A 23,882-nucleotide genomic window follows, 5' to 3' on the forward strand; every position below is an offset into this window, starting at 1 on the left:
CGCGACTATAGGCTCTGCGCCGCGGGCAAACCAGCGAGGGCGAAGAATGAACATCGTGATCCTTGGCGCGGGGCAGGCGGCGGCCTCTCTGGCGGCGAAGCTGCGCGGGCTGGGGCATCGGGGCGGCATCGTGGTCATCGGCGACGAGCCCGCGCCGCCCTATCAGCGCCCGCCGCTGTCCAAGGCCTACCTTTTGGGCGAGATGGGGCTGGACCGGCTGACGCTGCGCGCCCCGGACTGGTGGCAGGAACAGGGCATTGCCCTGCACCTGGGCGAGCGCGCCACGCGCATCGACCGCGACCGTCGGGTGGTGGCGACGGAGCGCGGCGAATATCCCTATGACCAGCTTGCCCTGACGCTGGGCGCGACCCCGCGCCGCCTGCCGGCCGCGATGGGCGGCGAATTGCCGGGCGTGCATGTGGTCAGGAACCTGGCCGACATCGCGGGCGTCCAGCCGGCGCTGGTCGCCGGGCGTCGTCTGGTGGTGATCGGCGGCGGCTATATCGGGCTGGAGGCCGCGGCCGTGGCCCGCAAGCTGGGGCTGGCGGTCACGCTGGTCGAGGCCGCGCCGCGCATCCTGGGCCGCGTCGCCGCGCCCGAGACCGCGGACATGATCCGCGCCCTGCACCGCGCCCATGGCGTCGAGATCGTCGAAGGCACCGGCATCGCCCGCATCACCGGCTCGGATGCCGCGGATGGGGTCGAGCTGACGGACGGCCGCCGCCTGCCGGCCGACCTGGTGATCTGCGGCATCGGCATCGCGCCGGAAACCGCGCTGGCCGAGGCCGCCGGGCTGGCCATCGACAACGGCATCGCCACCGATGCGCTTGGCCGCACCTCGGACCCGGCGATCTGGGCGGCGGGGGATTGCGCCAGTTTCCCTACTTCGGACGGCCGGCTGCGGCTGGAAAGCGTCGGCAATGCCATCGACATGGCCGAGGCGGTGGCGGCGAACATGCTGGGCGCCGATGCCCCCTATGTGCCCAAGCCCTGGTTCTGGTCGGACCAGTTCGACGCGAAACTGCAGATCGCCGGGCTGAACCTGGGTTACGACCGGGTGGTGACGCGGCCGGCGGCGAATGGCGGCTCGGTCTGGTATTTCAGGGGCGGCCGGCTGATCGCGGTGGATGCGCTGAACGATGCCCGCGCCTATATGATCGGCAAGCGGCTGATCGAGGCCGGCCGCTCGCCCGAGCCCGAGGCGGTGGCCGAGGCGGCCGAGCTGAAGGCGCTGATGGCATGAGAATCGTCGGCGGCACCCTGCGCGGGCTGAAACTGGCCGAGGTCGGCGCGGGCGATCCGGCGGCGCATTTGCGCCCGACCACCGACCGGGTGCGCGAATCGATCTTCAACCTGCTCATCAACGGCACGCATGGCAATCCGATCCCCGGCGCGCGGGTGCTGGACCTGTTCGCCGGCACCGGCGCGCTGGGGCTCGAGGCGCTGTCCCGCGGCGCCGCCCGCGTTGCCTTCGTCGATGACGGCGTGGCGGCGCGGGCGCTTTTGCGCGCCAATATCGACAAGGCCCGCGCCATGGGCGTGACCGATGTCTGGCGCCGCGACGCGACCCGGCTGGGCGAGAACCGCGGCGCGCCCTATGGGCTGGTCTTCCTGGACCCGCCCTATGGCCAGGGGCTGGGCGAGCGGGCGCTGGAATCGGCGCTGGCCGGCGGCTGGATCGCACCGGGCGGCGTGGTGGTCTGGGAGGAATCGGCCCCGCCCGGCCCGGTCGCGGGGCTGGAGCAGATCGACCAGCGCAAATATGGCGACACGATTGTCACATTGTTGCGCAGGGGACACGATCAGGCGGCGCGATCCAGCTTGGTGGACAGGTGAATCAGGCTCTCGCTGGAGCGGACGCCGGTCAAACCGCCGATCTGGTCCAGCACATCGTCAAGCTGGCTGGTCGATATGGCGGCCAGTTGCAGCAAAAGATCGACGCGGCCGCTGGTGGTATGGATGCGCTCGACCTCGGGCAGGCTGCGCAGCCGGGCCAGGATCGCCGCCTGGGCGCGCGGCTCGATGGTCAGCAGGCAGGTGGCGCGGATGCGATGCTCGCGCGCGGAATCGCCCAGCCGCAGCGTGTAACCCGCGATGGCGCCCGATGTTTCCAGCCGCTCCAGCCGCGCCTGCACGGTTGAGCGCGCCACCTTGAGCCGCCGCGCCAGAACCGCTACGGACATGCGTGCATCCTGCGCCAGATGGGCCAGAATCCCGCGATCAAGTTCGTCCACCCGCCCACCTGTCGATCTGCCGAAGCTTTCGGCATATTAACGAAGCCGCGGCCCATTTCCACCCTTTTCATTGCAGCAATCGGAACCCATAGGGCGCAGACTTGTTTCCACCCCCACACGCGCACAGGAAGGACATGCCGATGGGACTGACCGAGGGCCGCGGCCCCAAGACCGTCTGGAACAATCCCGCCGAGATCATCCGCAGGCTGGCGCCGGAAAATCCGGTCATGGTCTTTGCCCCCTCGGTCCTGCGCGCCACCGCCCAGCGGTTCCTGCAGGGCTTTCCCGGCCTCGTCACCTATGCGGTCAAGTCGAACCCGGACGAGGCGGTGATCCGCACGCTTTCCGCCGCCGGGATCAAGGGCTTCGACGTGGCCTCGCCCTATGAGATCGACCTGATCGGCCGGCTGGCCCCCGATGCGGCGCGCCATTACCACAACCCCGTGCGCTCGCAGGCCGAGATCGCCCATGCCGTCGAGGCCGGGATCAAGTCCTGGTCGGTGGACAGCCGTTCGGAGCTGGACAAGCTTTTCGCCCGCGTGGCCCCCGAGGGCTGCGAGATCTCGCCCCGTTTCAAGCTGCCGGTGCTGGGCGCGGCCTATGACTTCGGCTCGAAGTTCGGCGCCTCGCCGGAACTGGCGGCGGAGTTGCTGCGCGCGGTGGCGGATCGCGGCTATATCCCCTCGCTGACCTTCCATCCCGGCACGCAATGCGTCGATCCGCATGCCTGGGAAAGCTATATCACCACCGCGGCCGAGATCTGCGCCATGGCCGGCGTCCGGGCGCGGCGGCTGAACGTGGGCGGCGGCTTCCCCTCGCATCGCGTGACCGGGGTCGAGCCGGACCTGACCGCGATCTTCGGCCTGATCCGGCGCGTGACCGACGAAGCCTTCGGCGCTGACGCGCCGCAGCTGGTCTGCGAGCCGGGGCGCGGGCTATGCGCCGATGCCTTCGCGCTGATCGCCCGCGTCAAGGCGGTGCGCGACGGCCAGAACGTCTTCCTGAACGACGGCGTCTATGGCGGGCTGTTCGAACTGCCCATCGTCGGCAACCTCGACCGGCTGCAGGTGCTGACGCCCGAGGGCACCCCGCGCGAGGACGAGCCGATGCCGCGGGTCATCTTCGGCCCGACCTGCGATTCGGTGGACCGGCTGCCGGGCGAGTTGCCCCTGCCGGCCGATATCCAGGAGGGCGACTATATCGTCTTCCACGGCGCGGGCGCCTATTCGACCGTCACCAATACCCGCTTCAACGGGTTCGGGCTGATGGCACACCTGACCGTGAACGCGCTTGAATAGGGATTAATCGACGCTTTGCGTTTCCATGCTAGCGTCGGACCATGGAATCGTCCCGCCCGCCGATATGCCAGGTCGTCCTGATGGACGGCACCTTCGCCTCGCTGACCGAGGGGCGAAGGTCGTCCATCGCCCGCATCCATGCCCTGCTGTCGGGCGAATGCGGGGCGTTGCCGGCGCCGCTTGGGGTGCATTATGCGCCCGGCCAGCAATGGGATGCCTGGCGCACATTGCCGGAACTGGCCATGGGCTCGGCGCTGGAACGGCATATCTGCGACGCCTATGCTTGGCTTGCCCGCGAATGGCGGCCGGGCAATCCGCTGTTCTTCTTTGGCTATTCCCGCGGCGCCTTTGCCGCGCGCTCGCTTGCCGGCATGATCGGGCGCGTGGGGCTGCTGACCCATGCCCATGCCTCGCGCCGCAACGTGCAGCAGGCCTGGCAGCTTTACCGCCAGGGCCGCGACCGGCTGGTCGGCCGGCTGGATCCCGCGCTTTGCCACCCGGTCGTGCCGATCCGCATGATCGGGGTCTTCGACACGGTGATGGCGCTGGGGATCCGGCTGCCGCTGCTGTGGATGCTGACCGAGCCGCGCTTTCGCTTTCACGACGCGCATCTGGGCGCCGAGGTCGAGCATGGCGTGCAGGCGCTGGCCCTGGACGAGACGCGGGCCGCCTTCCAGCCGCTGATCTGGGACAGCGCCTCGGCCCCCGGCCGGATCGAGCAGATGTGGTTCCGCGGCTGCCACCCGGATGTGGGTGGCCAGCTGTCCGGGCTGGAATATGCCCGGCCGCTGGCCAATATCCCGCTGGTCTGGATGATGTCGCGGGCCGAGGCCTTTGGCCTGCCGCTGCCCCAGGGCTGGCGCGGGCATTTCGACTGCGACGCGACCGCGCCCTCGGTCGGGTCGTGGCGCAACTGGGGCAAGGCCTTCCTGGCGCGTGCGCCGCGCCTGGCCGGGGCGGACCCGTCCGAGATGCTGCATCCTTCCGTGCCGCACCCCTATACCGGCCCGGCGCTGCTGGCCGGGGCGCTGGCCGATGCCGCCCCGCCGCGTCCGCATCGCCGACTGGTCAGGGCAAGGCTGCGGCTTCCCGAAGCGTCGGCCCGGCCGGCGACTGTGCCGCAACCGGAAAGCGCGGCACCCGCGGGACAGGGGCCGGATGGCTGATGCCGCGCGGGTGCCGCTGCCGGTTCAGGCCACGCGCGAAAATTCGCCCTTGGGCTCGATTCCCAGCGCGGCGCAGACCTTCAGCACCAGCTCGGGCTTGTTCAGCGTATAGAAATGCAGCTTGTCCACGCCGCCTTCGACCATCCGCTCGCACAGCTTGACGCAGACATCCAGCGCCAGCTGCGCCTCGCCCTCCTTGCCGGCGGCGGCAAAGGCGTCCTCGGCCCATTGCGGGACCGAGGTGCCGCAGCGTTCGGCAAAGCGGCGGGTGCCGGCCCAGCTTTGGATCGGCAGGATGCCGGGGATGATCGGCGCCTCGATCCCCGCCGCGCGGCAGGCGTCGCGAAAGCGGAAATAGGTCTCGGCGTCAAAGAAGAACTGCGTCATCGCCGATGTCGCGCCGGCATCGACCTTGCGCTTGAGCCAGGCCACGTCGGCGGCGGTGTCGGAGCTTTCGGGATGCGGCTCGGGATAGGCGCCGCAGCGGATGGTCATGTCGCCGCGCGCGGCGATGGCCTCGATCAGCTCGACCGAATTGGCGAAACCCTCGGGGTGCGGGGTAAAGCGGTCCTGCCCCTGCGGCGCGTCGCCGCGCAGCGCCACGATCTCATGCACGCCGGCCGCGGCGTAGTCCTGGACGATCTGCAGCGTCTCCTCGCGCGTGGCATCGACGCAGGTCAGGTGCGCGGCGACGTTCAGCCCGTAATGGCTGGCCAGCGCCGTCACCGCCTCATGCGTCAATTGCCGGGTGGTGCCGCCCGCGCCATAAGTGACCGAGACGAAATCCGGCCCCAGCGGCGCCAGCGCGCGCGCCGTCTCCCACAGCCGGAACGACTGGTCCAGGTTCCGGGGCGGGAAGAACTCGAAGCTGATCGCGGGTGTCGTCATGGTGCCATCCTTTTGTCGCAGGTCTTGTGACATGCCGCGCGACGTGAGACAAATTCATAATCCTCAAGATCGTCATGAGTTCCAGTCAAGATGCACCTTGAACTTCGCCACCTGCGCAGCCTGCGCGCCATTCATGAACAGGGCGGCCTTGCCCGCGCCGCCGAGGTGCTGAACCTGACGCAATCGGCGTTGTCGCACCAGATCAAGGCGCTGGAAGAGCAGGCGGGGGTCGAGCTGTTCCTGCGCAAGACCAAGCCCCTGCGGCTGTCGGCGGCGGGGATGCGGCTCTTGCGCACGGCCGAGCAGGTCTTGCCGCTGATCGACGCGGCCGAGGCCGAGTTCCGCGCCGTCGAACTGGGCCGCGCCGGCCGGCTGCATATGGCGATGGAATGCCACCATTGCTTCGACTGGCTGTTGCCGGTGCTGGACCAGTTCCGCCGCGCCTGGCCCGAGGTCGATCTGGACATCCGCTCCAGCCTGGCGCTGAAGGCGCTGCCCGCCTTGCAGCGGGGGCAGGTGGACATGGTGATCTCGTCCGATCCCGAGGAAATTTCGGGCATCACCTTCCAGCCGCTCTTCGATTATGCGCCGACGATGGTGGTTGCCGCCAGCCATCCGCTGGCCGCCAAGGGCTATGCCGAGCCGGCCGATTTGGCGGGCGAGACGCTGATCACCTATCCGATGGAGCGGGTGCGGCTGGACGTGTTTTCGCAATTCCTGGACCCGGCCGGGGTCGAGCCCGCCCAGGTCCGCCAGGTCGAGCAGACCGCCATCGCGCTGATGCTGATCGCCTCGGGGCGCGGGGTGGCGGTGATGCCCGACTGGGTGCTGCGCGCCCAGGCCGGCAATCCCGAACTGGCGCTGCTGCCGCTGGGTCGCCAGGGCATGCTGCGCCGGCTTTACGCCGCGCTGCGGACCGAGGATCTGCAACAACCCTATATGGCGCATGTACTGCGCCTGGCCCGGACCGAGCCGGTCAGGATGATGCGCGCCCTGGCGCAGGGCTAGGGGGTGGCCGTCCTCGGGATCATGGTCAAAATGACACTCGTTCAGCCGGATCCCGAGGAGCCTTCCCCGGCATGGCCCTGGCCGCAGGGGCCGCGGGCGATGCCGCAAGCGATTTTCCTGGCCGGCCACGCCCTATGGACCACACGGCCCGCAGCGCGTTTCGCCCCGGCCCGCCCGGTGCGGCACCGCCGCCCGCGCGAAGAAAACGGAATGCGCCCAACTAAACCAGAGCGTGTGTTCTAGTCAATATGTACAATTTGGGAACCTTGGTTAAATTTTCCTTTTCCGGCGGCTGCGTCGCCTGGGCCGGGGCGGATCGGCCACAGCCCTGGGCCGGAACGGTCCTGCGGATTTGACAAACCCGCGCAATCGCTGGATGAATCCCACTCACCCTTTGCGAACGGGACCGTCATGGCCAGCCTTCCCGCAGATCCCAAGCTCAGCGCCGCGGTTTCGGACGGCGCCTTGCTGCTGGCGGGCGAGTTCACGGTCTGGACGCTGGGCCAGCTGCCGCCCGAGGCCGGCGCGGCGTATCGGCTGGAACTGTCGGGGCTGACGCGCATCGACACCGCCGCCGCCTGGTATCTGGTCGGGCGCGAACGCCAAGGCGCGCAGCTGGACGGGCTGACCGGGGCGCAGGCCCGGCTGCTCGACACCGTGCGCCAGGCGCTGCCGCAGCCCGATGCCGAAACCGCCGCCCCCGCCGGCTGGCGGCGGATGCTGGAACAGACCGGCCGCCGCATGGCCGCGGCGCTGCTGTTCCTGCGCGAGATTGCGGAATACCTGGGCCGCTTCCTGGCCGCCCTGGCGCGCGGCATCCGGCATCCGGGCGATTTCCGTTTCACCTCGCTGGTGTATCACTGCCAGGAGACGGGCTTGCGCGCCGTGCCCATCGTGGCGCTGATGTCCTTCCTGATCGGCATCGTGCTGGCCTTTCAGGGCGCGGTGCAATTGCGCCAGTTCGGGGCCGAGGTCTTTGTCATCGACCTGATCGCCATTTCCATCCTGCGCGAACTGGGCATCCTGCTGACCGCGATCATCGTCGCCGGGCGCACCGCCTCGGCGCTGACCGCCTCGATCGGCTCGATGAAGATGAACGAGGAAATCGACGCCATGCGCACGCTGGGGCTGGACCCGGACATGGTGCTGATCCTGCCGCGCGTGCTGGCCTTGATCATCACCCTGCCGATCCTGGGGCTGATCGCCAATATCGCCGGGCTGGTCGGCGGCGCGCTGATGTCCTGGATCGAGCTGGGCATCTCGCCCTCGATGTTCCGCTATCGGCTGCTGGCGGATACCAGCGTGGACCATGTCATCGTCGGCCTGTCCAAGGCGCCGGTCTTTGCGCTGATCATCGGCGTCATCGGCTGCCATGCCGGGATGAAGGTGGGCAAGGACGCGGAATCGCTGGGCGCCGAGACCTCGCGCGCCGTGGTCAACGCCATCTTCGCGGTGATCGTCGCCGATGCGCTGTTCTCGATCTTCTTCTCCGAGGTGGGGCTGTGAGCGGCAATATCATCGAGGTCCGGGGCCTGCGCACCCAGTTCGGCCGCCATGTCGTGCATGACGGGCTGGACCTCGACCTGCGGCAGGGCGAGATCCTGGGCGTCGTCGGCGGCTCGGGCACCGGGAAATCGGTGCTGCTGCGCACCATCGTCGGGCTGAACCGCCCCACCGCCGGCACGGTGCGGGTCTTTGGCCAGGACGTGGGCGCGCTGGCCGGCCCCGCGCGCGAGGCGCTGGAGCGGCGCTGGGGCGTGATGTTCCAGGGCGGCGCGCTGTTTTCCTCGCTGACCGTGCGCGAGAATGTCGAGGTGCCGCTGCGCGCCGTGCCGGGGCTTGCGCCCGAGGCGCGGCGTGGGCTGGCGGAACTCAAGGTCTCGATGGCCGGGCTGCCGTGGAGCGCCAATGACAAATACCCCTCGGACCTGTCGGGCGGGATGAGAAAGCGCGCAGGGCTGGCGCGCGCGCTGGCGCTGGACCCCGAGATCCTGTTCCTGGACGAGCCGACGGCGGGGCTGGACCCGATCGGCGCCGATGCCTTCGACCGGCTGATCGTCGAGCTGCGCGATGCGCTGGACCTGTCGGTGTTCCTGGTCACGCATGACCTCGATACGCTGCATGCCTGCTGCGACCGCATCGCGGTTCTGGCGGAAAACAAGGTGCTGGTCAGCGGCACCATGGCCGAAATGCTCCGGGTCGATCATCCCTGGGTGCATGAATATTTCCACGGGCCCCGCGCCCGCGCCGCCATGGCCACCGGCCGCGCAAAGGAGTAAGCCCATGGAGACCAAGGCCAATTACGTCCTGATCGGAGCCTTCACCATCGCCGGCTTCCTGGGGATGCTGCTGTTCCTGATGTGGTTTGCCAAGCTGCAACTGGACCGGCAATTCGCCTATTACGACATCTACTTCCCGGAAGTGTCGGGTCTGGGCATATCCTCGGAGGTGCTTTTCGCCGGGCTTTCCGTCGGCAAGGTGGTGGACATGCAGCTGTCGCAAAGCGTGAACGGCGCGGTCCGGGTCCGCATCGAGGTGGCCGAGGATACGCCGGTGCGCACCGATTCCCGCGCCGCCATCGAGATCCAGGGCGTCACCGGCGTCGCCAATGTTGCGATCACCTCGGGCCGGCCCGATTCGCCGCTGCTGCGCGACGTGGACCCGGATTCGATCCCGGTCATCGCCGCCAACCGCTCGGCGCTGCAAACGCTGTCGGACCAGGGCCCCGAGATGATTTCGCGGCTGAACACCGTGGCCGAGCAGCTGACCCAGCTTCTCGGCGACGAAAACCAAAGCCGGGTGCGCAACATCCTGGACAATGTGGAACGCTCCAGCGCCAACCTGGACAAGGCGCTGGCCGATGTGACCACGGCCACCGATTCCATCGCCTCGGCCGCATCCGACATCTCGGCCTTCGGCGAGCGGCTGGACGGGCTCAGCGCCGCGGCCGAGACGACGCTGGGCAATGCCGACACCGCGCTGGCCAAGTTCACCGAAAGCGCGGCCAAGGTCGACACGGCGCTGGATTCGGGCACCGCCACGCTGGACGAGGTGCGCGCCTATGTCGCGGGCGACCTCAAGGCGCTGACGCAGCGGCTGGACCAGACCGCCGCCACGCTGCAATCCGACCTGACCCGGCTGGCCGGGCGCGCGGACCAGAGCCTCGACAACCTGGACGCGGCCCTTGAGGTCGGAAGCCGCACGCTGGCTTCGGCCGAGCGGGCCTTCGACGGCGCCGACCGGGTCATCAACAGCAATGTCGAGCCGGTGGTGGCCGACCTGCGCGTGACGCTGGGCAAGGCGAACGAGGCCATCGACCGCGTGGTTGCCGACCTGCCCGAGATCACCGAGCGGCTGCGCAATGCCGCCGACAGCGCCGAGACCGCCTTTGCCAGCCTGCGCGGGATGCTGGACAGCGCCCGCGCCCCGGTGCAGGCTTTCACCCGCGAGGGGCTGCCGCAATTCACCCGCATGGCCGCCGATCTGCGCGGGCTGGTGGGCAATCTGAACGAGCTGGTCTCGGCGTTGCGGCGCAACCCCTCGCAAATCTTCTCGGGGCCGCGTGCGCCCGAGTTCCGCCGCTGAGAGGTCCGCCATGCGTCTTGCCGCCGCCTTGCTTGTCCTGACCCTGACCCTGCCGGGCTGCGCCGCCTTGCGCGCGCTGGAGGGCGAGCCCGACCGCGACGTGTTCGAGCTGCGCCCGCCCTCGGACGTGCCGCGGAGCTGCGGCCGCGGCCGGCTGGCCGAGCTGGTGATCGAGCCGCCCAAGGCGCGCGGCACGCTGGACACCGACCGCATCATGATCCGGCCAAACCAGTTGCAGACGCAATACCTGCCCGATGCGCGCTGGGGCGACACGGTGCCGGTGACGCTGCAAACCCTGCTGGTGCGCGGCTTTGCCGTCTATGATGCCTTCACCCATGTCGGCCGCGCGCCGCTGGGCGCGGCGGGCGATTACGCGCTGATCTCCGAGATCAACGACTTCAACGCCGAGGTCGCGGGGCAGGGGGCCGTCATCAAGCTGTCCGTCGATGCGCAGATGGTGCGCGAGATGGACGCCCGCGTCGTCTCGCGCGGACATTTCACCGCCACGGCCCAGGCGGCGACGACGAAGACGGCCGACCTGATCCCGGCCTTCGACGCGGCCGGCCAGCAGCTTGTCGCGCAGATGACCGACTGGGGCCTCAACGCGGTGGGGGTGAACCCGGCGCGCTGCCGCTGATCAGAGGATGCCGTGCTGCTTCAGCAGCGCCTCTTCGTCGCCCGTCACCCAGCCGAATACCCTGGGCGTGCCGTCGAGGATCTGCACCAGGTAATGCACCTCGAAGTCGATGGTCACATCGGGCGCCTCGCCCCGGTCATAGACGGCCCGCCAGCCGACATGGGCCAGGCAATGCAGCGCGTCCATCGGCGAAAGCCGGATCTCGCGGATCGTCATCGCCTTGGTGCCGATGGCGCGGTAATGCGCATAGCCCTGGGCCATCGCCTGCCTTAGCTGGTCGTCGTTCCGGCCCGCCCTGACACCCGCCGGAGAAGCGGCGATGAACTCGGGCGCGTAAAGCGCGGCGACCTCCTCCATATCCGCCTCGCCGGCCAGCGCCTGCGTGAACAGCCGTTCGTAGCGGGCGAAGAATGCGCGGATGCTGTCCTCCATGGCTTCCTCCTGTCAGCCCTTGTGGAAGTGATCGACGATCTTCTGCGCCATGGATTCGCTGATCCCCTCGACCGCGACCAGATCGGCCAGGCCGGCGCGGCTGACCGCCTTGGCGCTGCCGAAATGCTGCAGCAGAGCGCGCTTGCGGGCCGCGCCGATGCCGGGGATCTCGTCCAGCGGGTTCGCCATCACCGCCTTGGCCCGCTTGGCGCGATGCGTGCCGATGGCCCAGCGATGCGCCTCGTCCCGCAGGCGCTGGATGAAATACAAGACCGGGTCGTTCATCCGCAGCGCGAAGGGGCGCTGGCCATGACGGTGGAACTCTTCCTTGCCGTGGTCGCGGTCCTCACCCTTGGCGACGCCGACCATCGGGATGTCCTCGACCCCCATCTCGGCCATGATCTCATGCACGGCCGAGACCTGCCCGGCGCCGCCGTCGATCAGCAAAAGATCGGGCCAGGTGTCGGTCTGGCGGTCGGGATCCTCTTTCAGCAGGCGCGAGAAGCGGCGGGTCAGCACCTCTTTCATCATGCCGAAATCGTCGCCCGGCGTGATCTCGGTGCCCTTGATGTTGAACTTGCGATACTGGCTCTTGATCCAGCCCTCGGGGCCGGCGACGACCATGCCGCCCACGGCATTGGTGCCCTGGATATGGCTGTTGTCATAGACCTCGATGCGCTGCGGCACCGCGGGCAGGTCCAGCGCCTCGGCCAGGCCCTCCAGCAGCCGCTGCTGCGCGGCGCTTTCGGACATGCGCCGCGCCAGGCTTTCGCGGGCGTTGCGCAGGGCGTTTTCCACCAGCTCGGCCTTTTCGCCGCGCCGGGGCACGCCCAGCACGACCTTGCGCCCGGCCTTTTCCGACAGCGCATCGGTCATCAGGTCGGGATCCTCGATGCCATGCGACAGCAGGATCAGCCGCGGCGGCACCTTGCCGTCGTAGAACTGCGCCAGGAACGCCTGCATCACCTCGTCGGCCGATTCCACCCCGTTCAGCTTGGGGTAGAAGTCGCGGTTGCCCCAACTCTGGTTGCCGCGGATGAAAAAGACCTGCACGCAGGCCTGCCCGCCCTCCATGTGCAGCCCGATCACGTCGGCCTCGGGGACGCCGCGCGGGTTGATCGCCTGCACCGATTGCACGGCGGTCAGCGCCTTGATGCGGTCGCGCAGCGCGGCGGCGCGTTCGTATTCCATCGCCTCGGCGGCTTCGGCCATCTCGCGCGCCAGGTCGGCCTGGATGCGCGTGGTCTTGCCCTGCAGGAACAGCTCGGCATCGGCGACCAGGCTGTTGTATTCCTCCAGCCCGATGCGGCCGACGCAGGGCGCGCTGCAGCGCTTGATCTGGTAAAGCAGGCAGGGCCGCGTCCGGCTGGAAAAGGTAGCGTCGGTGCATGATCGCAACAGGAACACCCGCTGCAGCTGGTTCAGCGTCCGGTTCACCGCCCCGGCGCTGGCGAAGGGGCCGTAGTAATCGCCCTTTTCCGCCTTGGCGCCGCGATGCTTCTTGATCTGGGCGAAGGGGTGCGACTTGGCGACCAGGATGTTCGGAAAGCTCTTGTCGTCGCGCAAGAGCACGTTGTAGCGCGGCTTGAGCTGCTTGATGAGGTTCTGCTCCAAGAGCAGCGCCTCGGTCTCGGTGCGCGTGGTCAGGAACATCATCGAGCAGGTCTCGCGGATCATCCGCGCGATGCGTGCCGAATGCCCGGTGCCGCGCGCATAGTTCGAGACCCTGGCCCGGAGGTTCCGGGCCTTGCCGACGTAAAGCACCGCCCCCTGCTGGTCCAGCATGCGATAGACCCCCGGCGAGCCGTCGAGCGTCCGCAAATAGTCCTGGATCAGCGCATGGCCGGTCTTGGAGGGGCGCGTTTCTGGGGTGGAATCGGTCATCTTGTTAACAAAATGATTCTCGGGCTCGGCTGCAAGTTCGGGCAGGAAAGTTCAAGCTGAATCCTGTCCACGGAATCTGTGGATAACTCTGTGAGTGAGCTTGGGAGTATCACATGTTCAATTAGCGTTTCTTGGGGTTTCGTTACTTTGCACAAATTCTAGGCAGTATTGTAACCACTTGATTTACTATGATATTTTTTCTCTCCTCCGCAATCGACTGAATTTCTTAGCAGAATCGTGAAGATTGCGTGAACGCCTTCCGCAAAGTGGACAACTTGCCGCGGACAGGCGATTTTCCGCCTTATTCGACGCCCAGCACGTCGGGGGTGCGCCAGGCAAGGTGCTGGCCGCCGTCCACGCAGATCAGCTGTCCGGTGACCGAGGGCGCGTCCATCAGGTAGCCCAGGGCGGCGCAGACATCCTCGGGCCCGGCGCCGCGTTGCAGGATGGTCGCGGCGCGCTGGTTGGCGAAATGCCGGTCGGATTGGCGGGTGCCCTGCATGGTCGGGCCGGGGCCGATGGCATTGACGCGGATCTCGGGCGCCAGGGCCTGGGCCGAGGTCCGCGTCAGCCACCACAGCCCGGCCTTGGCCAGCGAATAGGTCATGAACTCGGGCGTGGGCTTCAGCACGCGCTGGTCGATCATGTTGACCACCAGCGCCCGCGCCACCGGCTCGGCCCCGCTGCGGTCGGCCCTGGGGGCCTGCCGGGCGAAGGCCTGCGTCAGCACGAAGGGCGCGCGCAGGTTCGAGCCCATGTGCCGGTCCCAGCTGTCGCGCGTCGCCGTGGCGATGTTGTCGTATTCGAAGATCGAGGCATTGTTCACCAGCAGCGCCAGCGGCCCCAGCGCGGCATGGGCGCGGTCCACCAGCGCCTCGCTCTGGTCCAGGTCCAGCAGGTCCGCGCCGAAGACCTCGGCCCGCACGCCCAGGGCGCGGGCCTCGGCGGCGGTGGCCTCGGCCTCGGCGGCCGAGCTTTGGTAATGGATCGCCACGTCCAGCCCGCGCCGGGCCAGATACAGGGTGATGGCCCGGCCCAGCCGGCGGGCGCCTCCGGTCACCAGCGCGGTCATTTCCGCCCGATCCCCAGCAGCCGCGCGATCACGCGGCGCACCCCCGGACCGGCGGCCAGCGCCAGCGCGATGATGATGAGCAGGCACAGGATGACGGTCTTGATCATCCGCGCCCCGCCCCGAAGCGTGCGAAGGCGGCGCGTTCCTCGATCCCGTCGATCAGGTCATCGGCGGAAAGGCCGAAGCGGCGCAACAGGGGCACGCGCTGGCCATAGGTCAGGAAGCGCACCTCCTTGCCGTAAAGCTCGCGCATCTTGGGCACCAGGTGGGCGATGCCGTCCGCCAGCCCCAGTTCGACCGCCTCGCGGCCGGTCCAGATCTCGCCGGTGAACAGGTCGCTGTCCTGCGGCAGGCGGTTGCCGCGCCGGGCCAGCACCTGCTGCTTGAAGGCGTCGTGGATCGGGCCCAGCAGGCGGTTCAGCCGGGCGACATCCTCGGGCGTCTCGGGGCGGAAGGGGTCCAGCATCGACTTCGAGCGGCCGGCGGTATGCACGCGCCGCTCGATGCCGTGGCGCTGGATCAGCTCGGCAAAGCCGAAGCCCGAGGAGATCACCCCGATCGAGCCCAGCACCGAACTGTCGTCGGCCCAGATGTAATCCGCCGCCGTCGCCAGCCAGTAGCCGCCCGAGGCGGCCACGTCCTCGACGAAGGCATGGACCGGAATCTCGCGTTCCTCGGCAAGGCGGCGGATGCGGGCACCGATCAGGCTGGACTGCACCGGCGAGCCGCCGGGCGAGTTCAGGGCCAGCGCCACGGCGACGGGCTTGCGCCGCTTGAAGGCGCGCTCCAGCAGCGGCGCCAGGGCGGCGTCGGACAGGCCGGGGCCGCCGCGGCCGGCAACCCCGATGGCGCCTTGCAGGCGCAGGACGGCAACGGTGGCCGGGCGGTTCAGGAACGGTATTCTCATGGGTTTCCAGATAGGGGGCTGCGGGGCTGCGGGCAAGCGGTCAGCGCTGCGCTTTCAGAAAGGCAAGGACTTCGGCGCGGTCGGGCATGGCGTCGCCCGCGCCCTTGCGGGTGACTTGCAGCGCGGCGGCTGCGGCGGCGTGGCGTAGGGCATCGGGCGGGGTCTCGCCCCGCGCCAGCCCGGCGGCGAACCAGCCGGTAAAGCAATCCCCGGCGCCGGTCGTGTCCACCGCCTGCACCGCGAAGGCCGGCTGGTGCCAGGCCTGGCCGCTGCGCAGGTCGCGGAACTCGGCCCCTTCGGCGCCGCGTGTGATCAGCAGGCCCTCGACCGGCAGGTCTTCGCCAAGGGCGGCGAAGGTGTCGCGGGCCTCGATCTCGTTCACCGCCAGGATCGAGACATGCGGCAGCACCTCGCGCAGCGCGGCGATGCTGAACGGGGCGGCGGAATAGATCACCCGCGCCCCGGCCCGGCGGGCGTGCAGGGCGGCTTCGGCCTGCAAGTTGGTTTCGTTCTGCATCAGCAGGATGTCGCCCCGGCCCAGCCCGGCGGGGCGGGCCAGCTCGGCCGGCAGGGCCAGGTTGGCGCCGCCATGCAGCACGATCGAGTTCTCGCCCGCCGCATCGACCAGGATGATGGCATGGCCGGTGGCGAGGCCTGGCAGCCGCGCGATGGCCGAGGTCTGCACCCCCGCTGCGGCAAGCCGCCGCGGCACCCAGTCGTCGCCCGCGCCCATGGCGCCCAGGTGGATGACGTCGGCGCCGGCGCGGGCGGCGGCGACGGACTGGTTCGCCCCCTTGCCGCCCAGCCCCTGGGCATAGGATTGCGCGTGCAGCGTCTCGCCCGGACGGGGCAGGGCGGGCAGGCGATAGACATGGTCGATGTTGATCGAGCCGAGATTATAGATCGTCATGTCCCGCCCCTCGCCGGTGTCGCGCCGGCCCATCTGAACGGCGCGCGGGCGGCTTGTCCATATCGGCCGGGACGAAAGCGCGTCCGGGCCATGAAAAACGCGCCCCGAGGGGCGCGTTTCAGGATCAGGAGCGGGCGATCATTCCGGCTTGCGCGGATGCTTGATCGGCTGCCACAGCTTCTTGTTGGTCAGGTAGAGCAGGGCCGACAGCACGATCAGGAAGATCACCGAGACGAAGCCGACCTGCTTGCGGTCCATCATCTTCGGCTCGGCGGTCCACATCAGGAAGGCGGCCACGTCGCTGGCCATCTGATCGACCGTCGCCGGGGTTCCGTCCTCATAGGTGACCTGGTCGTCGCTGAGCGGCGGCGCCATCTGGATCCAGTTCCCCGAGAAGGCGGCGTTGTGGTACAGCACCGTCCCCGCCTCTTCCTTTTCCTCGCCGTCATAGCCGGTCAGGATCGCGTGGATGTATTCCGGGCCGCCGATGCCGTTGAACAGCTGCGACAGGCCGGTGCCATAGGGGCCGTGGAAGCCGGCGCGCGCCTTGGCCATCAGCGACAGGTCCGGGCCCATGCCGTCGCCGGACACGGTCGGGAAATGGTCGGTGGGAACGCGCGGGCGATCCTCGCCGGTCTCGGCATCGGTGATGTCGAAATTCGCGGCATAGGCGCGGACCTGGTCCTCGGGCAGTTGCGGGCCGCCTTCGTCGGCCAGCGTCCGCAGCGGCACATAGCGCAGGCCGTGGCAGGCCGAGCAGACCTCGGTATAGACCTGCAAGCCGCGCTGCAGCTGGTGCTGGTCGAAGGTGCCGAAGGGCCCCTCGAAGCTGAACGAGATGTCCTCGATATGCGCGACGGCATGGCTGTCGGCGGCCTCCTCGGCGTGTTCGGCCGGGGCTTCCTCGACAGCTTCCTCCTCGACAACCTCCTCTTCGGCCGGGGCTTCCTCGGCGGCAGGCTCTTCGGCGGGGGCTTCCTCCGCGGCCGCTTCCGGTTCCTCGGCGGCAGGCTCTTCGGCAGGGGCTTCTTCCGCGGCCGCTTCTGGTTCCGCAGCAGCAGGCTCTTCGGCAGCGGGCTCGGCCTCGGCGGCTTCGCCTTCAGCCGGAGCTTCCTCGGCTGCCGGTTCCTCGGCAGGGGCCTCTTCGACCGCCTCGGCCGGGGCTTCCTCGGCGGTTGCCGCCGGTTCCTCGGCAGCAGGCTCGGCCTCGGCGGCCGGTTCCTCGGCTGCCGCCGGAGCTTCCTGCGCCGCAGGCTCCTCGGCGGCGGGTTCTTCCGCGGGTGCTTCCTCTGCGGCTTCTTCCGTGGCTTCGGCTTCGGCTTCAGGCGCGGCGGTTTCGGCCGCCGGTGCCGGCTCGGCCGCCGGGGCGGCCGTGTCGTTGGTCTGATAGCTCGAGCCCGCGGGGGCCGTCGTGCCCGGCGCGGTGCTTGCGTCCTGCGCCACGGCGCCGCCTGCCAGGGCAACCGTCAGGGCCGCAACAGCCGTGAGCGATGCGTTTCTCAGGGTCATTGTTGCCTCTCCTTACTCGGCAGGATGGGTTTCGGGCCCGTAATGGGCGTTGAAGTCTTCCTCGATGGTCTGCGGCATGGGATCGGGCTTCTCGATGATGCCCAGCAGCGGCAGGATGATGAGGAAATAGGCGAACCAATAGGCCGCCCCGGCCAGCGCGATATAGGGATAGATCCCCTCGGCCGGCATGGCGCCCACCCAGGTCAGGATCACGAAATCCACCGCCAGCAGCCAGAACCACCACTTGAACAGCGGGCGATACTGGCCCGAGCGCACGCGCGAGGTGTCAAGCCAGGGCACCAGCGCCATGACCAGAATGGCGCCGAACATCGCGATCACGCCGAAGAACTTGGCGTCGATGATGCCGAAGGACAGCCATTCGACCAGCATCACCAGCCAGACGTCGGCGGTGAAGGCGCGCAGGATGGCGTAGAAGGGCAGGAAATACCATTCCGGCACGATATGCGCCGGCGTCACCAGCGGGTTCGCCTCGGTGTAGTTGTCGGGGTGGCCCAGGTAGTTCGGCATGAAGCCGACGATGGCGAAGAACACCACCAGGATCACGGCCAGCGCGAACAGATCCTTGATCACGAAATAGGGCCAGAAGGGCAGGGTGTCCTTCTTCGCCTCTTCCTTCGAGGTGCGGCGGACCTCGACGCCGGTCGGGTTGTTGTTGCCGGTGGTGTGGAAGGCCCAGATATGCACCACCACCAGCGCCGCGATGACGAAGGGCAGCAGGTAATGCAGCGAGAAGAAGCGGTTGAGCGTCGGGTTGTCCACCGCCGGGCCGCCCAGCAGCCAGGTCTGGATCGCTTCGCCGATGCCGGGGATCGCGCCGAAGAGGCCGGTGATCACCGTGGCGCCCCAGAAGGACATCTGGCCCCAGGGCAGCACGTAGCCCATGAAGGCGGTGCCCATCATCATCAGATAGATCAGCATGCCGACGATCCAGGTCACTTCGCGCGGCGCCTTGTAGGAGCCGTAGTAGAGGCCGCGGAAGATGTGGATATAGACGGCGAGGAAGAACAGCGAGGCGCCGTTCGCATGCAGGTAGCGCAGCATGTAGCCGCCGTTCACGTCGCGCATGATATGCTCGACCGAGGCAAAGGCCAGGTCGACATGCGGCGTGTAATGCATCACCAGCACGATGCCTGTGGCGATTTGCAGCACCAGGCAGAAGGCCAGCACGATGCCCCAGATCCACCACCAGTTGAGGTTCTTGGGGGTGGGGATCATCAGCGTGTCGTATACCAGGCTGACGACGGGCAGGCGGCGATGCAGCCAGCGCTCGAAACCCGTCTTGGGCTCGTAATGGTCGTGGGGAATACCGGCCATGTGCGCCTCCTCAGCCCAGTTTGATGGTGGTTTCGTCAAGGAATTCGGCAACGGGGATCCACATGTTCTCGGGCGCGGGGCCCTTGCGGATACGTCCGGCCTGGTCGTAATGCGAGCCGTGGCACGGGCAGAACCAGCCGCCGAAATCGCCGGCGCCGTCGCCGATCGGCACGCAGCCCAGATGGGTGCAGACGCCGATCATCACCAGCCATTCGCCGGCCTCGTCCAGCGTGCGGTTTTCGTCGGTGGCGGGCGCGTCGGGCTTGTTGGGGTTCTGGGCGCTCTGGTCGATCAGCTGGTTTAGCTGGACCGCGCGGCCGCCCTCGATCTCTTCCTCGGTGCGGCGGCGGATGAACACGGGCTTGCCGAGCCATTTCACCGTCAGCTGGGTGCCGGTCTCGACGCCGCTGACATCGACCTGGATCGAGGCGAGCGCCTGGACATCGGCCGAGGGGTTCATCTGGTTGACAAGGGTCCAGGCGGCGGCTCCGGCTGCGACGGTGCCGGCACCGGCCGTCGCGTAGTAGAGGAAGTCCCTCCGGGTGGCGCCGTGGTCGCCTGCGTGTTCGTCTGCGTGGGACACGGTTCTGATCTCCATTTATGCCCCGTAATCGGGGCGATACGACGGAACGGGTCGTGTTTATCGCACAGCCCTCGCCGGGCGGTTCTAGCGATCAAATCCGCGTCAGTCCAGCGGCCCCGGTGCGAGCCAGCGCCGCAAATCGACGCAGGTGTGGGATTTTGGTTGCGCGGGAAGCGCCGGCTTTTCGGCTGTTTGCGCTAAAGCAGTCCTTCGCTGCGAAAGCTCAGCTCGCGCGAGCGTCCGATGATCAGGTGATCGTGGACGGCGATTCCCATCACCTCGGCCGCGGCGGCGATGCGGGCGGTCATGCTGATGTCGGCCTGCGACGGCGTCGGGTCGCCCGAGGGGTGGTTGTGCACCAGGATCAGCGCGCTGGCGGTCAGTTCCAGCGCCCGGCGCATGATCTCGCGCGGATAGACCGGGACGTGATCGACGGTGCCGCGGGCCTGCTCCTCATCCGCGATCAGCACGTTCTTGCGGTCGAGGTAAAGCACGCGGAACTGTTCGATCTCGCGATGCGCCATGGCGGTGTGGCAATAGTCCAGAAGCGCGTCCCAGCTGGTCAGCACCGGGCGGTGCATGACGCGCGAGCGCGCCAGCCGCTGCGCCGCGGCCTCGACGATCTTCAGCTCCTGCACCACGGCGGGGCCGGCGCCCGCAACCTCGGCCAGCCGGGCGGGCGGGGCCGAAAGCACGCGGTTGAAATCGCCGAAATGGTCCAGCAGCCGGCGCGCCAGCGGCTTCACGTCCTGGCGCGGAATGGCGCGGAACAGCACCAGCTCCAGCAACTCGTAATCGGGCATCGCGGCCGCGCCGCCCTGCATGAAGCGGTCGCGCAGCCGGGCGCGGTGATCGGCGATATAGCTGGGCATGCGGTTGCCGCGCGCCGGGAGGGCAGTCCCGGCGAGCGGCGCTTCGTCCCCCGCGGATCCTGGCACGGGGGCGAAAAGCGGAAGCGGAGCTTCGTGAAAGGCGCGATTCGGTTCCATGCCGCCAGACTGGCATGGAAAGATGAACGGGCGGTTAACGCCGGATCACCCTTTCATCTCGTCCCAGAAGCCCTTGATCTTCTGGAAAAATCCATGGGTTTGCGGGTTGTTGTCGGCGTGGATCGCCTCGAACTCGCGCAAAAGCTCCTTCTGGCGCGCGGTCAGGTTCACCGGGGTTTCGACCGCCAGCTCGATCAGCATGTCGCCGGGCTCGCCGTTCAGCCCCGGCCCGTGGCGCAGGGGCGGCATGCCCTTGCCGCGCAGCCGCAGCTGCTTGCCCGATTGCGTCCCGGCCGGAACCTTGACGCGCGAGCGGCCGCCGTCGATGGTCGGCACCTCGATCTCGCCGCCCAAGGCGGCGGTGGCCATGCTGACCGGAACCTGGCAGGCCAGCATGCGGCCGTCGCGCATGAAGATCGGGTGTTCCTTGACCTCGATGAAGATATAGAGATCGCCCGCCGGACCGCCGCGCATGCCGGCATCGCCCTCGCCGGCCAGGCGGATGCGGGTGCCGGTCTCGACCCCGGCGGGGATGTTCACCGAAAGCGTGCGCTCTTTCTGGACGCGGCCGGCGCCGCGGCATTCCTGACAGGGATTCTTGACGATCTGGCCCTGGCCGTTGCAGGTCGGACAGGTGCGCTCGACGGTGAAGAAACCCTGCGTCGCCCGGACCTTGCCCATCCCCGAGCAGGTCGGGCAGGTGGCGGGTTCGACCGCGCCCTCGGCGCCGGTGCCGTTGCAGGCGCCGCAGGCGACCGAACCGGGCACGGTGATGGTCTTTTGCACGCCGTTGAAGGCTTCCTCCAGCGAGACGCGCAGATTGTAGCGCAGATCCTGGCCGCGGCTGGCGCGCGAGCGCCCCCCGCCCCCGGCCCGGCGGCCCATCATGTCGCCGAACAGATCCTCGAACACGTCGGCAAAGGCCGAGCCGAAATCGCCCTGGCCGTTGCCGCGGCCGAAGCCGCCGCCGCCATTCTCGAAGGCGGCATGGCCGAAGCGGTCGTAGGCGGCCTTCTTCTGGTCGTCCTTAAGGCAATCGTAAGCCTCGTTCACTTCCTTGAACGCGGCCTCGGACAGCTTGCAATCCTTGTTGCGGTCGGGGTGCAGCTGCTTTGCCTTGGAGCGGTAGGCCTTCTTGATCTCGTCGGCCGAGGCGCCCCGAGGAACGCCCAGCACCTCGTAATAATCACGTTTCGCCATGTTCATCGCGTCCGGGGTCTTTCAAGAAATGACCGGCCCGTGCGGGTCTGCATCGGGCCGGCCGGGTGGCTCACATCGCGCTTACTTGCGCTTGTCTTCGCCGAGATCCTCGAAGTCGGCATCGACGATCTCGTCATCCACGTCGCGCGGGCCGGCGTCGCGCTCGGTCTCGCCGGCGCCCGCCTCGGCCTGGCTGGCCTTGTAGATGGCCTCGCCCAGCTTCATCGAGGCGTCCATCAGGTTCTGGATGCCGCCCTTGATCTTGCCGGCATCCTCGGACTTGAGGGCCTCTTCCAGCGCGCCCACGGCCAACTCGATCGCCTCGACGGTCGAGCCGTCCACCTTGTCGCCATGCTCTTCCAGCGACTTCCTGGTGGTGTGGATCAGGCTTTCGGCCTGGTTCTTGGCCTCGACCAGCTCCTTGCGCTGCTTGTCGGCCTCGGCATTGGCCTCGGCGTCCTTGACCATGCGGTCGATCTCGTCATCCGACAGGCCGCCCGAGGCCTGGATGGTGATCTTCTGCTCCTTGCCGGTGCCCTTGTCCTTGGCCGAAACCGAGACGATGCCGTTGGCGTCGATGTCGAAGGTCACTTCGATCTGCGGCATGCCGCGCGGCGCCGGCGGGATGTTTTCCAGGTTGAACTGGCCCAGCAGCTTGTTGTCCGCGGCCATCTCGCGCTCGCCCTGGAAGACCCGGATGGTCACGGCGTTCTGGTTGTCCTCGGCGGTCGAGAAGATCTGCGACTTCTTGGTCGGGATGGTGGTGTTGCGGTCGATCAGCCGGGTGAACACGCCGCCCAGCGTCTCGATGCCCAGCGACAGCGGCGTCACGTCCAGCAGAACCACGTCCTTGACGTCGCCCTGCAGCACGCCGGCCTGGATGGCCGCACCCAGCGCCACCACCTCGTCGGGGTTCACGCCCTTGTGCGGTTCCTTGCCGAAGAAGGCGGTCACTTCCTCGACCACCTTGGGCATGCGGGTCATGCCGCCGACCAGCACGATCTCGTCGATGTCGCCCTTGGACATGCCGGCGTCCTTCAGCGCGTCCTGGACCGGCTTCATCGTGCGCTTGATCAGGTCGCCGACCAGGCTTTCCAGCTTGGCGCGGGTCAGCTTCATGACCATGTGCAGCGGCGTGCCCGAATCCTTGTCCATCGAGATGAACGGCTGGTTGATCTCGGTCTGGCTGGAGCTGGACAGCTCGATCTTGGCCTTCTCGGCGGCTTCCTTCAGGCGCTGGAGCGCCATCTTGTCCTTGGTCAGGTCGACGCCATGTTCCTTTTTGAACTCCTCGGCGAGGTAGTTCACGATGCGCATGTCGAAGTCCTCGCCACCCAGGAAGGTGTCGCCGTTGGTGGACTTCACCTCGAACAGGCCGTCGTCGATTTCCAGGATGGTGATGTCGAAGGTGCCGCCGCCGAGGTCATAGACCGCGATGGTCTTGCTGTCCTTCTTGTCGAGGCCGTAGGCCAGCGCGGCCGCGGTCGGCTCGTTGATGATGCGCAGCACTTCGAGGCCCGCGATCTTGCCGGCGTCCTTGGTCGCCTGGCGCTGGGCGTCGTTGAAATAGGCGGGCACGGTGATGACGGCCTGGGTGACGGTCTCGCCCAGGTAGGATTCGGCGGTTTCCTTCATCTTTTGCAGGATGAAGGCGGAAATCTGGCTGGGCGAATACTTGTCGCCGCGCACCTCGACCCAGGCGTCGCCATTGCCGCCGTCCACGATGGCATAGGGGACCAGCTTCTTGTCCTTCTCGACTTCCGCGTCGGTGGTGCGGCGGCCGATCAGGCGCTTGACGGCAAAGACCGTGTTCGACGGGTTGGTGACGGCCTGGCGCTTGGCGGGCTGGCCGACCAGACGCTCGCTGTCGGTGAAGGCGACGATCGAGGGCGTGGTGCGCGCGCCTTCCGAATTCTCGATGACCTTGGGTTGGCTGCCATCCATGATGGCGACGCAGCTGTTGGTGGTTCCGAGGTCGATGCCGATGACTTTGGACATGCAATAACCTTTCTTGCGGCGATATTCTGGGCCTTGGGTCCACAAGCGGCCCCCGAAGCCCGATCCCTGGGTTGACCGAAGGGCGCCTGGTTCGGGAACCCTTCGAACTTCATGGGCCTATATAGGAAGGGGTCTGGCGGGCTGCAAGCAGACCCGAGGGCAGAAAACATGCGCCCCGCGCCCGTGTGGCAAGCGCCCCTGCGGCGGCGGGCGCGACCCGGCGCCGCAGGGGCGCTTGCCACACGGG

The 23,882-nt window shown here is 68.1% G+C and carries 21 protein-coding genes and 1 pseudogene; 9 read left to right on the top strand and 13 right to left on the bottom strand.

Annotation, left to right across the window (positions count from 1 at the left end):
* Positions 1–46 precede the first annotated feature (46 nt).
* Positions 47–1,243 (top strand): NAD(P)/FAD-dependent oxidoreductase, encoded by a 1,197-nt coding sequence (locus tag IT40_RS20025; protein WP_036759026.1) that lies wholly within the window; start codon positions 47–49, stop codon positions 1,241–1,243.
* On the top strand, positions 1,240–1,836 hold the full coding sequence (rsmD, locus tag IT40_RS20030; protein ID WP_036759028.1) for a 16S rRNA (guanine(966)-N(2))-methyltransferase RsmD: 597 nt from the start codon (positions 1,240–1,242) through the stop codon (positions 1,834–1,836). Before IT40_RS20025 ends, rsmD begins: the two co-directional genes overlap by 4 nt.
* Here rsmD and IT40_RS20035 read toward each other — a convergent pair.
* Entirely contained in the window at positions 1,803–2,234 is a 432-nt protein-coding gene (locus IT40_RS20035; protein ID WP_024843560.1) for an Lrp/AsnC family transcriptional regulator, read from the bottom strand. The two genes, rsmD and IT40_RS20035, sit on opposite strands and share 34 nt — an antisense overlap.
* 140 nt (positions 2,235–2,374) lie before the next feature.
* Between IT40_RS20035 and IT40_RS20040 the strand changes: the two genes are divergently transcribed.
* The gene (locus tag IT40_RS20040; protein WP_036759076.1) at positions 2,375–3,532 is read left to right on the top strand and encodes a type III PLP-dependent enzyme; all 1,158 of its coding nucleotides are present in this window, start codon (positions 2,375–2,377) and stop codon (positions 3,530–3,532) included.
* A gap of 80 nt (positions 3,533–3,612) precedes the next feature.
* Complete coding sequence (locus IT40_RS20045) at positions 3,613–4,698, top strand: DUF2235 domain-containing protein (RefSeq protein ID WP_243700147.1); 1,086 nt, start codon at positions 3,613–3,615, stop codon at positions 4,696–4,698.
* A 24-nt stretch (positions 4,699–4,722) separates the two neighbouring features.
* Here IT40_RS20045 and metF read toward each other — a convergent pair whose 3' ends face one another.
* On the bottom strand, positions 4,723–5,586 hold the full coding sequence (metF, locus tag IT40_RS20050) for a methylenetetrahydrofolate reductase [NAD(P)H] (protein WP_036759031.1): 864 nt from the start codon (positions 5,584–5,586) through the stop codon (positions 4,723–4,725).
* 90 nt (positions 5,587–5,676) lie between these two features.
* On the opposite strand from metF, the gene IT40_RS20055 reads away from it, so the two are divergent.
* The 5 genes from IT40_RS20055 to IT40_RS20075 all read left to right on the top strand — a co-directional run bounded on the left by IT40_RS20055 (position 5,677) and on the right by IT40_RS20075 (position 10,816).
* Positions 5,677–6,594 (top strand): LysR family transcriptional regulator, encoded by a 918-nt coding sequence (locus IT40_RS20055; RefSeq protein WP_036759034.1) that lies wholly within the window; start codon positions 5,677–5,679, stop codon positions 6,592–6,594.
* 411 nt (positions 6,595–7,005) lie between these two features.
* Positions 7,006–8,100 (top strand): MlaE family ABC transporter permease, encoded by a 1,095-nt coding sequence (locus IT40_RS20060; protein ID WP_036759036.1) that lies wholly within the window; start codon positions 7,006–7,008, stop codon positions 8,098–8,100.
* Complete coding sequence (locus tag IT40_RS20065; RefSeq protein ID WP_036759037.1) at positions 8,097–8,873, top strand: ABC transporter ATP-binding protein; 777 nt, start codon at positions 8,097–8,099, stop codon at positions 8,871–8,873. Before IT40_RS20060 ends, IT40_RS20065 begins: the two co-directional genes overlap by 4 nt.
* A gap of 4 nt (positions 8,874–8,877) precedes the next feature.
* Positions 8,878–10,179, top strand: a complete 1,302-nt coding sequence (locus IT40_RS20070; protein ID WP_036759039.1) for an MlaD family protein — start codon at positions 8,878–8,880, stop codon at positions 10,177–10,179.
* A gap of 10 nt (positions 10,180–10,189) precedes the next feature.
* Positions 10,190–10,816 (top strand): ABC-type transport auxiliary lipoprotein family protein, encoded by a 627-nt coding sequence (locus IT40_RS20075; RefSeq protein ID WP_036759042.1) that lies wholly within the window; start codon positions 10,190–10,192, stop codon positions 10,814–10,816.
* Here the strand turns inward: IT40_RS20075 and IT40_RS20080 are convergent, their stop codons facing one another.
* The 11 genes and pseudogenes from IT40_RS20080 to dnaK all read right to left on the bottom strand — a co-directional run bounded on the left by IT40_RS20080 (position 10,817) and on the right by dnaK (position 23,635).
* Entirely contained in the window at positions 10,817–11,248 is a 432-nt protein-coding gene (locus IT40_RS20080) for a DUF4440 domain-containing protein (protein WP_036759045.1), read from the bottom strand.
* Between the two features lie 12 nt (positions 11,249–11,260).
* Complete coding sequence (gene uvrC, locus IT40_RS20085; protein ID WP_036759047.1) at positions 11,261–13,132, bottom strand: excinuclease ABC subunit UvrC; 1,872 nt, start codon at positions 13,130–13,132, stop codon at positions 11,261–11,263.
* A gap of 301 nt (positions 13,133–13,433) precedes the next feature.
* Positions 13,434–14,204, bottom strand: a complete 771-nt coding sequence (locus IT40_RS20090) for an SDR family oxidoreductase (protein ID WP_036759049.1) — start codon at positions 14,202–14,204, stop codon at positions 13,434–13,436.
* Between the two features lie 103 nt (positions 14,205–14,307).
* The gene (locus tag IT40_RS20095; RefSeq protein ID WP_036759051.1) at positions 14,308–15,111 is read right to left on the bottom strand and encodes a S49 family peptidase; all 804 of its coding nucleotides are present in this window, start codon (positions 15,109–15,111) and stop codon (positions 14,308–14,310) included.
* A 40-nt stretch (positions 15,112–15,151) separates the two neighbouring features.
* Positions 15,152–16,021 (bottom strand): ribokinase, encoded by an 870-nt coding sequence (locus IT40_RS20100; protein WP_036759078.1) that lies wholly within the window; start codon positions 16,019–16,021, stop codon positions 15,152–15,154.
* A 138-nt stretch (positions 16,022–16,159) separates the two neighbouring features.
* Positions 16,160–16,873: pseudogene (locus tag IT40_RS30665) on the bottom strand (cytochrome c1); the annotation flags it as partial.
* A gap of 669 nt (positions 16,874–17,542) precedes the next feature.
* Complete coding sequence (petB, locus tag IT40_RS20110) at positions 17,543–18,865, bottom strand: cytochrome b (RefSeq protein ID WP_036759054.1); 1,323 nt, start codon at positions 18,863–18,865, stop codon at positions 17,543–17,545.
* A gap of 10 nt (positions 18,866–18,875) precedes the next feature.
* Positions 18,876–19,448, bottom strand: coding sequence for a ubiquinol-cytochrome c reductase iron-sulfur subunit (petA, locus tag IT40_RS20115; protein WP_208021296.1), 573 nt, complete (start codon positions 19,446–19,448; stop codon positions 18,876–18,878).
* 197 nt (positions 19,449–19,645) lie between these two features.
* Positions 19,646–20,437 (bottom strand): RadC family protein, encoded by a 792-nt coding sequence (radC, locus tag IT40_RS20120; protein WP_036759060.1) that lies wholly within the window; start codon positions 20,435–20,437, stop codon positions 19,646–19,648.
* 45 nt (positions 20,438–20,482) lie between these two features.
* A complete protein-coding gene (dnaJ, locus tag IT40_RS20125; protein ID WP_036759083.1) occupies positions 20,483–21,637 on the bottom strand; it encodes a molecular chaperone DnaJ in 1,155 nt (384 codons plus the stop codon).
* 81 nt (positions 21,638–21,718) lie between these two features.
* Positions 21,719–23,635 carry a molecular chaperone DnaK gene (gene dnaK / locus IT40_RS20130; protein ID WP_036759063.1) on the bottom strand — a complete coding sequence of 639 codons (1,917 nt, stop codon included), beginning with the start codon at positions 23,633–23,635 and terminating at the stop codon, positions 21,719–21,721.
* Positions 23,636–23,882: the final 247 nt, after the last annotated feature.

Origin of the sequence: Paracoccus versutus (assembly GCF_000763885.1) — a bacterium.
Taxonomy (GTDB): domain Bacteria; phylum Pseudomonadota; class Alphaproteobacteria; order Rhodobacterales; family Rhodobacteraceae; genus Paracoccus; species Paracoccus versutus.

What these genes read in the sequence shown, in the direction of transcription:
- radC (WP_036759060.1), bottom strand. Translation starts at nt 20,437, where the DNA reads ATGGAACCGAATCGCGCCTTTCACGAAGCTCCGCTTCCGCTTTTCGCC.
- IT40_RS20100 (WP_036759078.1), bottom strand. Translation starts at nt 16,021, where the DNA reads ATGACGATCTATAATCTCGGCTCGATCAACATCGACCATGTCTATCGC.
- IT40_RS20040 (WP_036759076.1), top strand. Translation starts at nt 2,375, where the DNA reads ATGGGACTGACCGAGGGCCGCGGCCCCAAGACCGTCTGGAACAATCCC.
- rsmD (WP_036759028.1), top strand. Translation starts at nt 1,240, where the DNA reads ATGAGAATCGTCGGCGGCACCCTGCGCGGGCTGAAACTGGCCGAGGTC.
- IT40_RS20075 (WP_036759042.1), top strand. Translation starts at nt 10,190, where the DNA reads ATGCGTCTTGCCGCCGCCTTGCTTGTCCTGACCCTGACCCTGCCGGGC.
- IT40_RS20055 (WP_036759034.1), top strand. Translation starts at nt 5,677, where the DNA reads ATGCACCTTGAACTTCGCCACCTGCGCAGCCTGCGCGCCATTCATGAA.
- IT40_RS20095 (WP_036759051.1), bottom strand. Translation starts at nt 15,111, where the DNA reads ATGAGAATACCGTTCCTGAACCGCCCGGCCACCGTTGCCGTCCTGCGC.
- dnaK (WP_036759063.1), bottom strand. Translation starts at nt 23,635, where the DNA reads ATGTCCAAAGTCATCGGCATCGACCTCGGAACCACCAACAGCTGCGTC.
- IT40_RS20060 (WP_036759036.1), top strand. Translation starts at nt 7,006, where the DNA reads ATGGCCAGCCTTCCCGCAGATCCCAAGCTCAGCGCCGCGGTTTCGGAC.
- IT40_RS20025 (WP_036759026.1), top strand. Translation starts at nt 47, where the DNA reads ATGAACATCGTGATCCTTGGCGCGGGGCAGGCGGCGGCCTCTCTGGCG.
- petB (WP_036759054.1), bottom strand. Translation starts at nt 18,865, where the DNA reads ATGGCCGGTATTCCCCACGACCATTACGAGCCCAAGACGGGTTTCGAG.
- IT40_RS20090 (WP_036759049.1), bottom strand. Translation starts at nt 14,204, where the DNA reads ATGACCGCGCTGGTGACCGGAGGCGCCCGCCGGCTGGGCCGGGCCATC.
- IT40_RS20080 (WP_036759045.1), bottom strand. Translation starts at nt 11,248, where the DNA reads ATGGAGGACAGCATCCGCGCATTCTTCGCCCGCTACGAACGGCTGTTC.
- uvrC (WP_036759047.1), bottom strand. Translation starts at nt 13,132, where the DNA reads ATGACCGATTCCACCCCAGAAACGCGCCCCTCCAAGACCGGCCATGCG.
- IT40_RS20045 (WP_243700147.1), top strand. Translation starts at nt 3,613, where the DNA reads ATGGACGGCACCTTCGCCTCGCTGACCGAGGGGCGAAGGTCGTCCATC.
- dnaJ (WP_036759083.1), bottom strand. Translation starts at nt 21,637, where the DNA reads ATGGCGAAACGTGATTATTACGAGGTGCTGGGCGTTCCTCGGGGCGCC.
- IT40_RS20070 (WP_036759039.1), top strand. Translation starts at nt 8,878, where the DNA reads ATGGAGACCAAGGCCAATTACGTCCTGATCGGAGCCTTCACCATCGCC.
- metF (WP_036759031.1), bottom strand. Translation starts at nt 5,586, where the DNA reads ATGACGACACCCGCGATCAGCTTCGAGTTCTTCCCGCCCCGGAACCTG.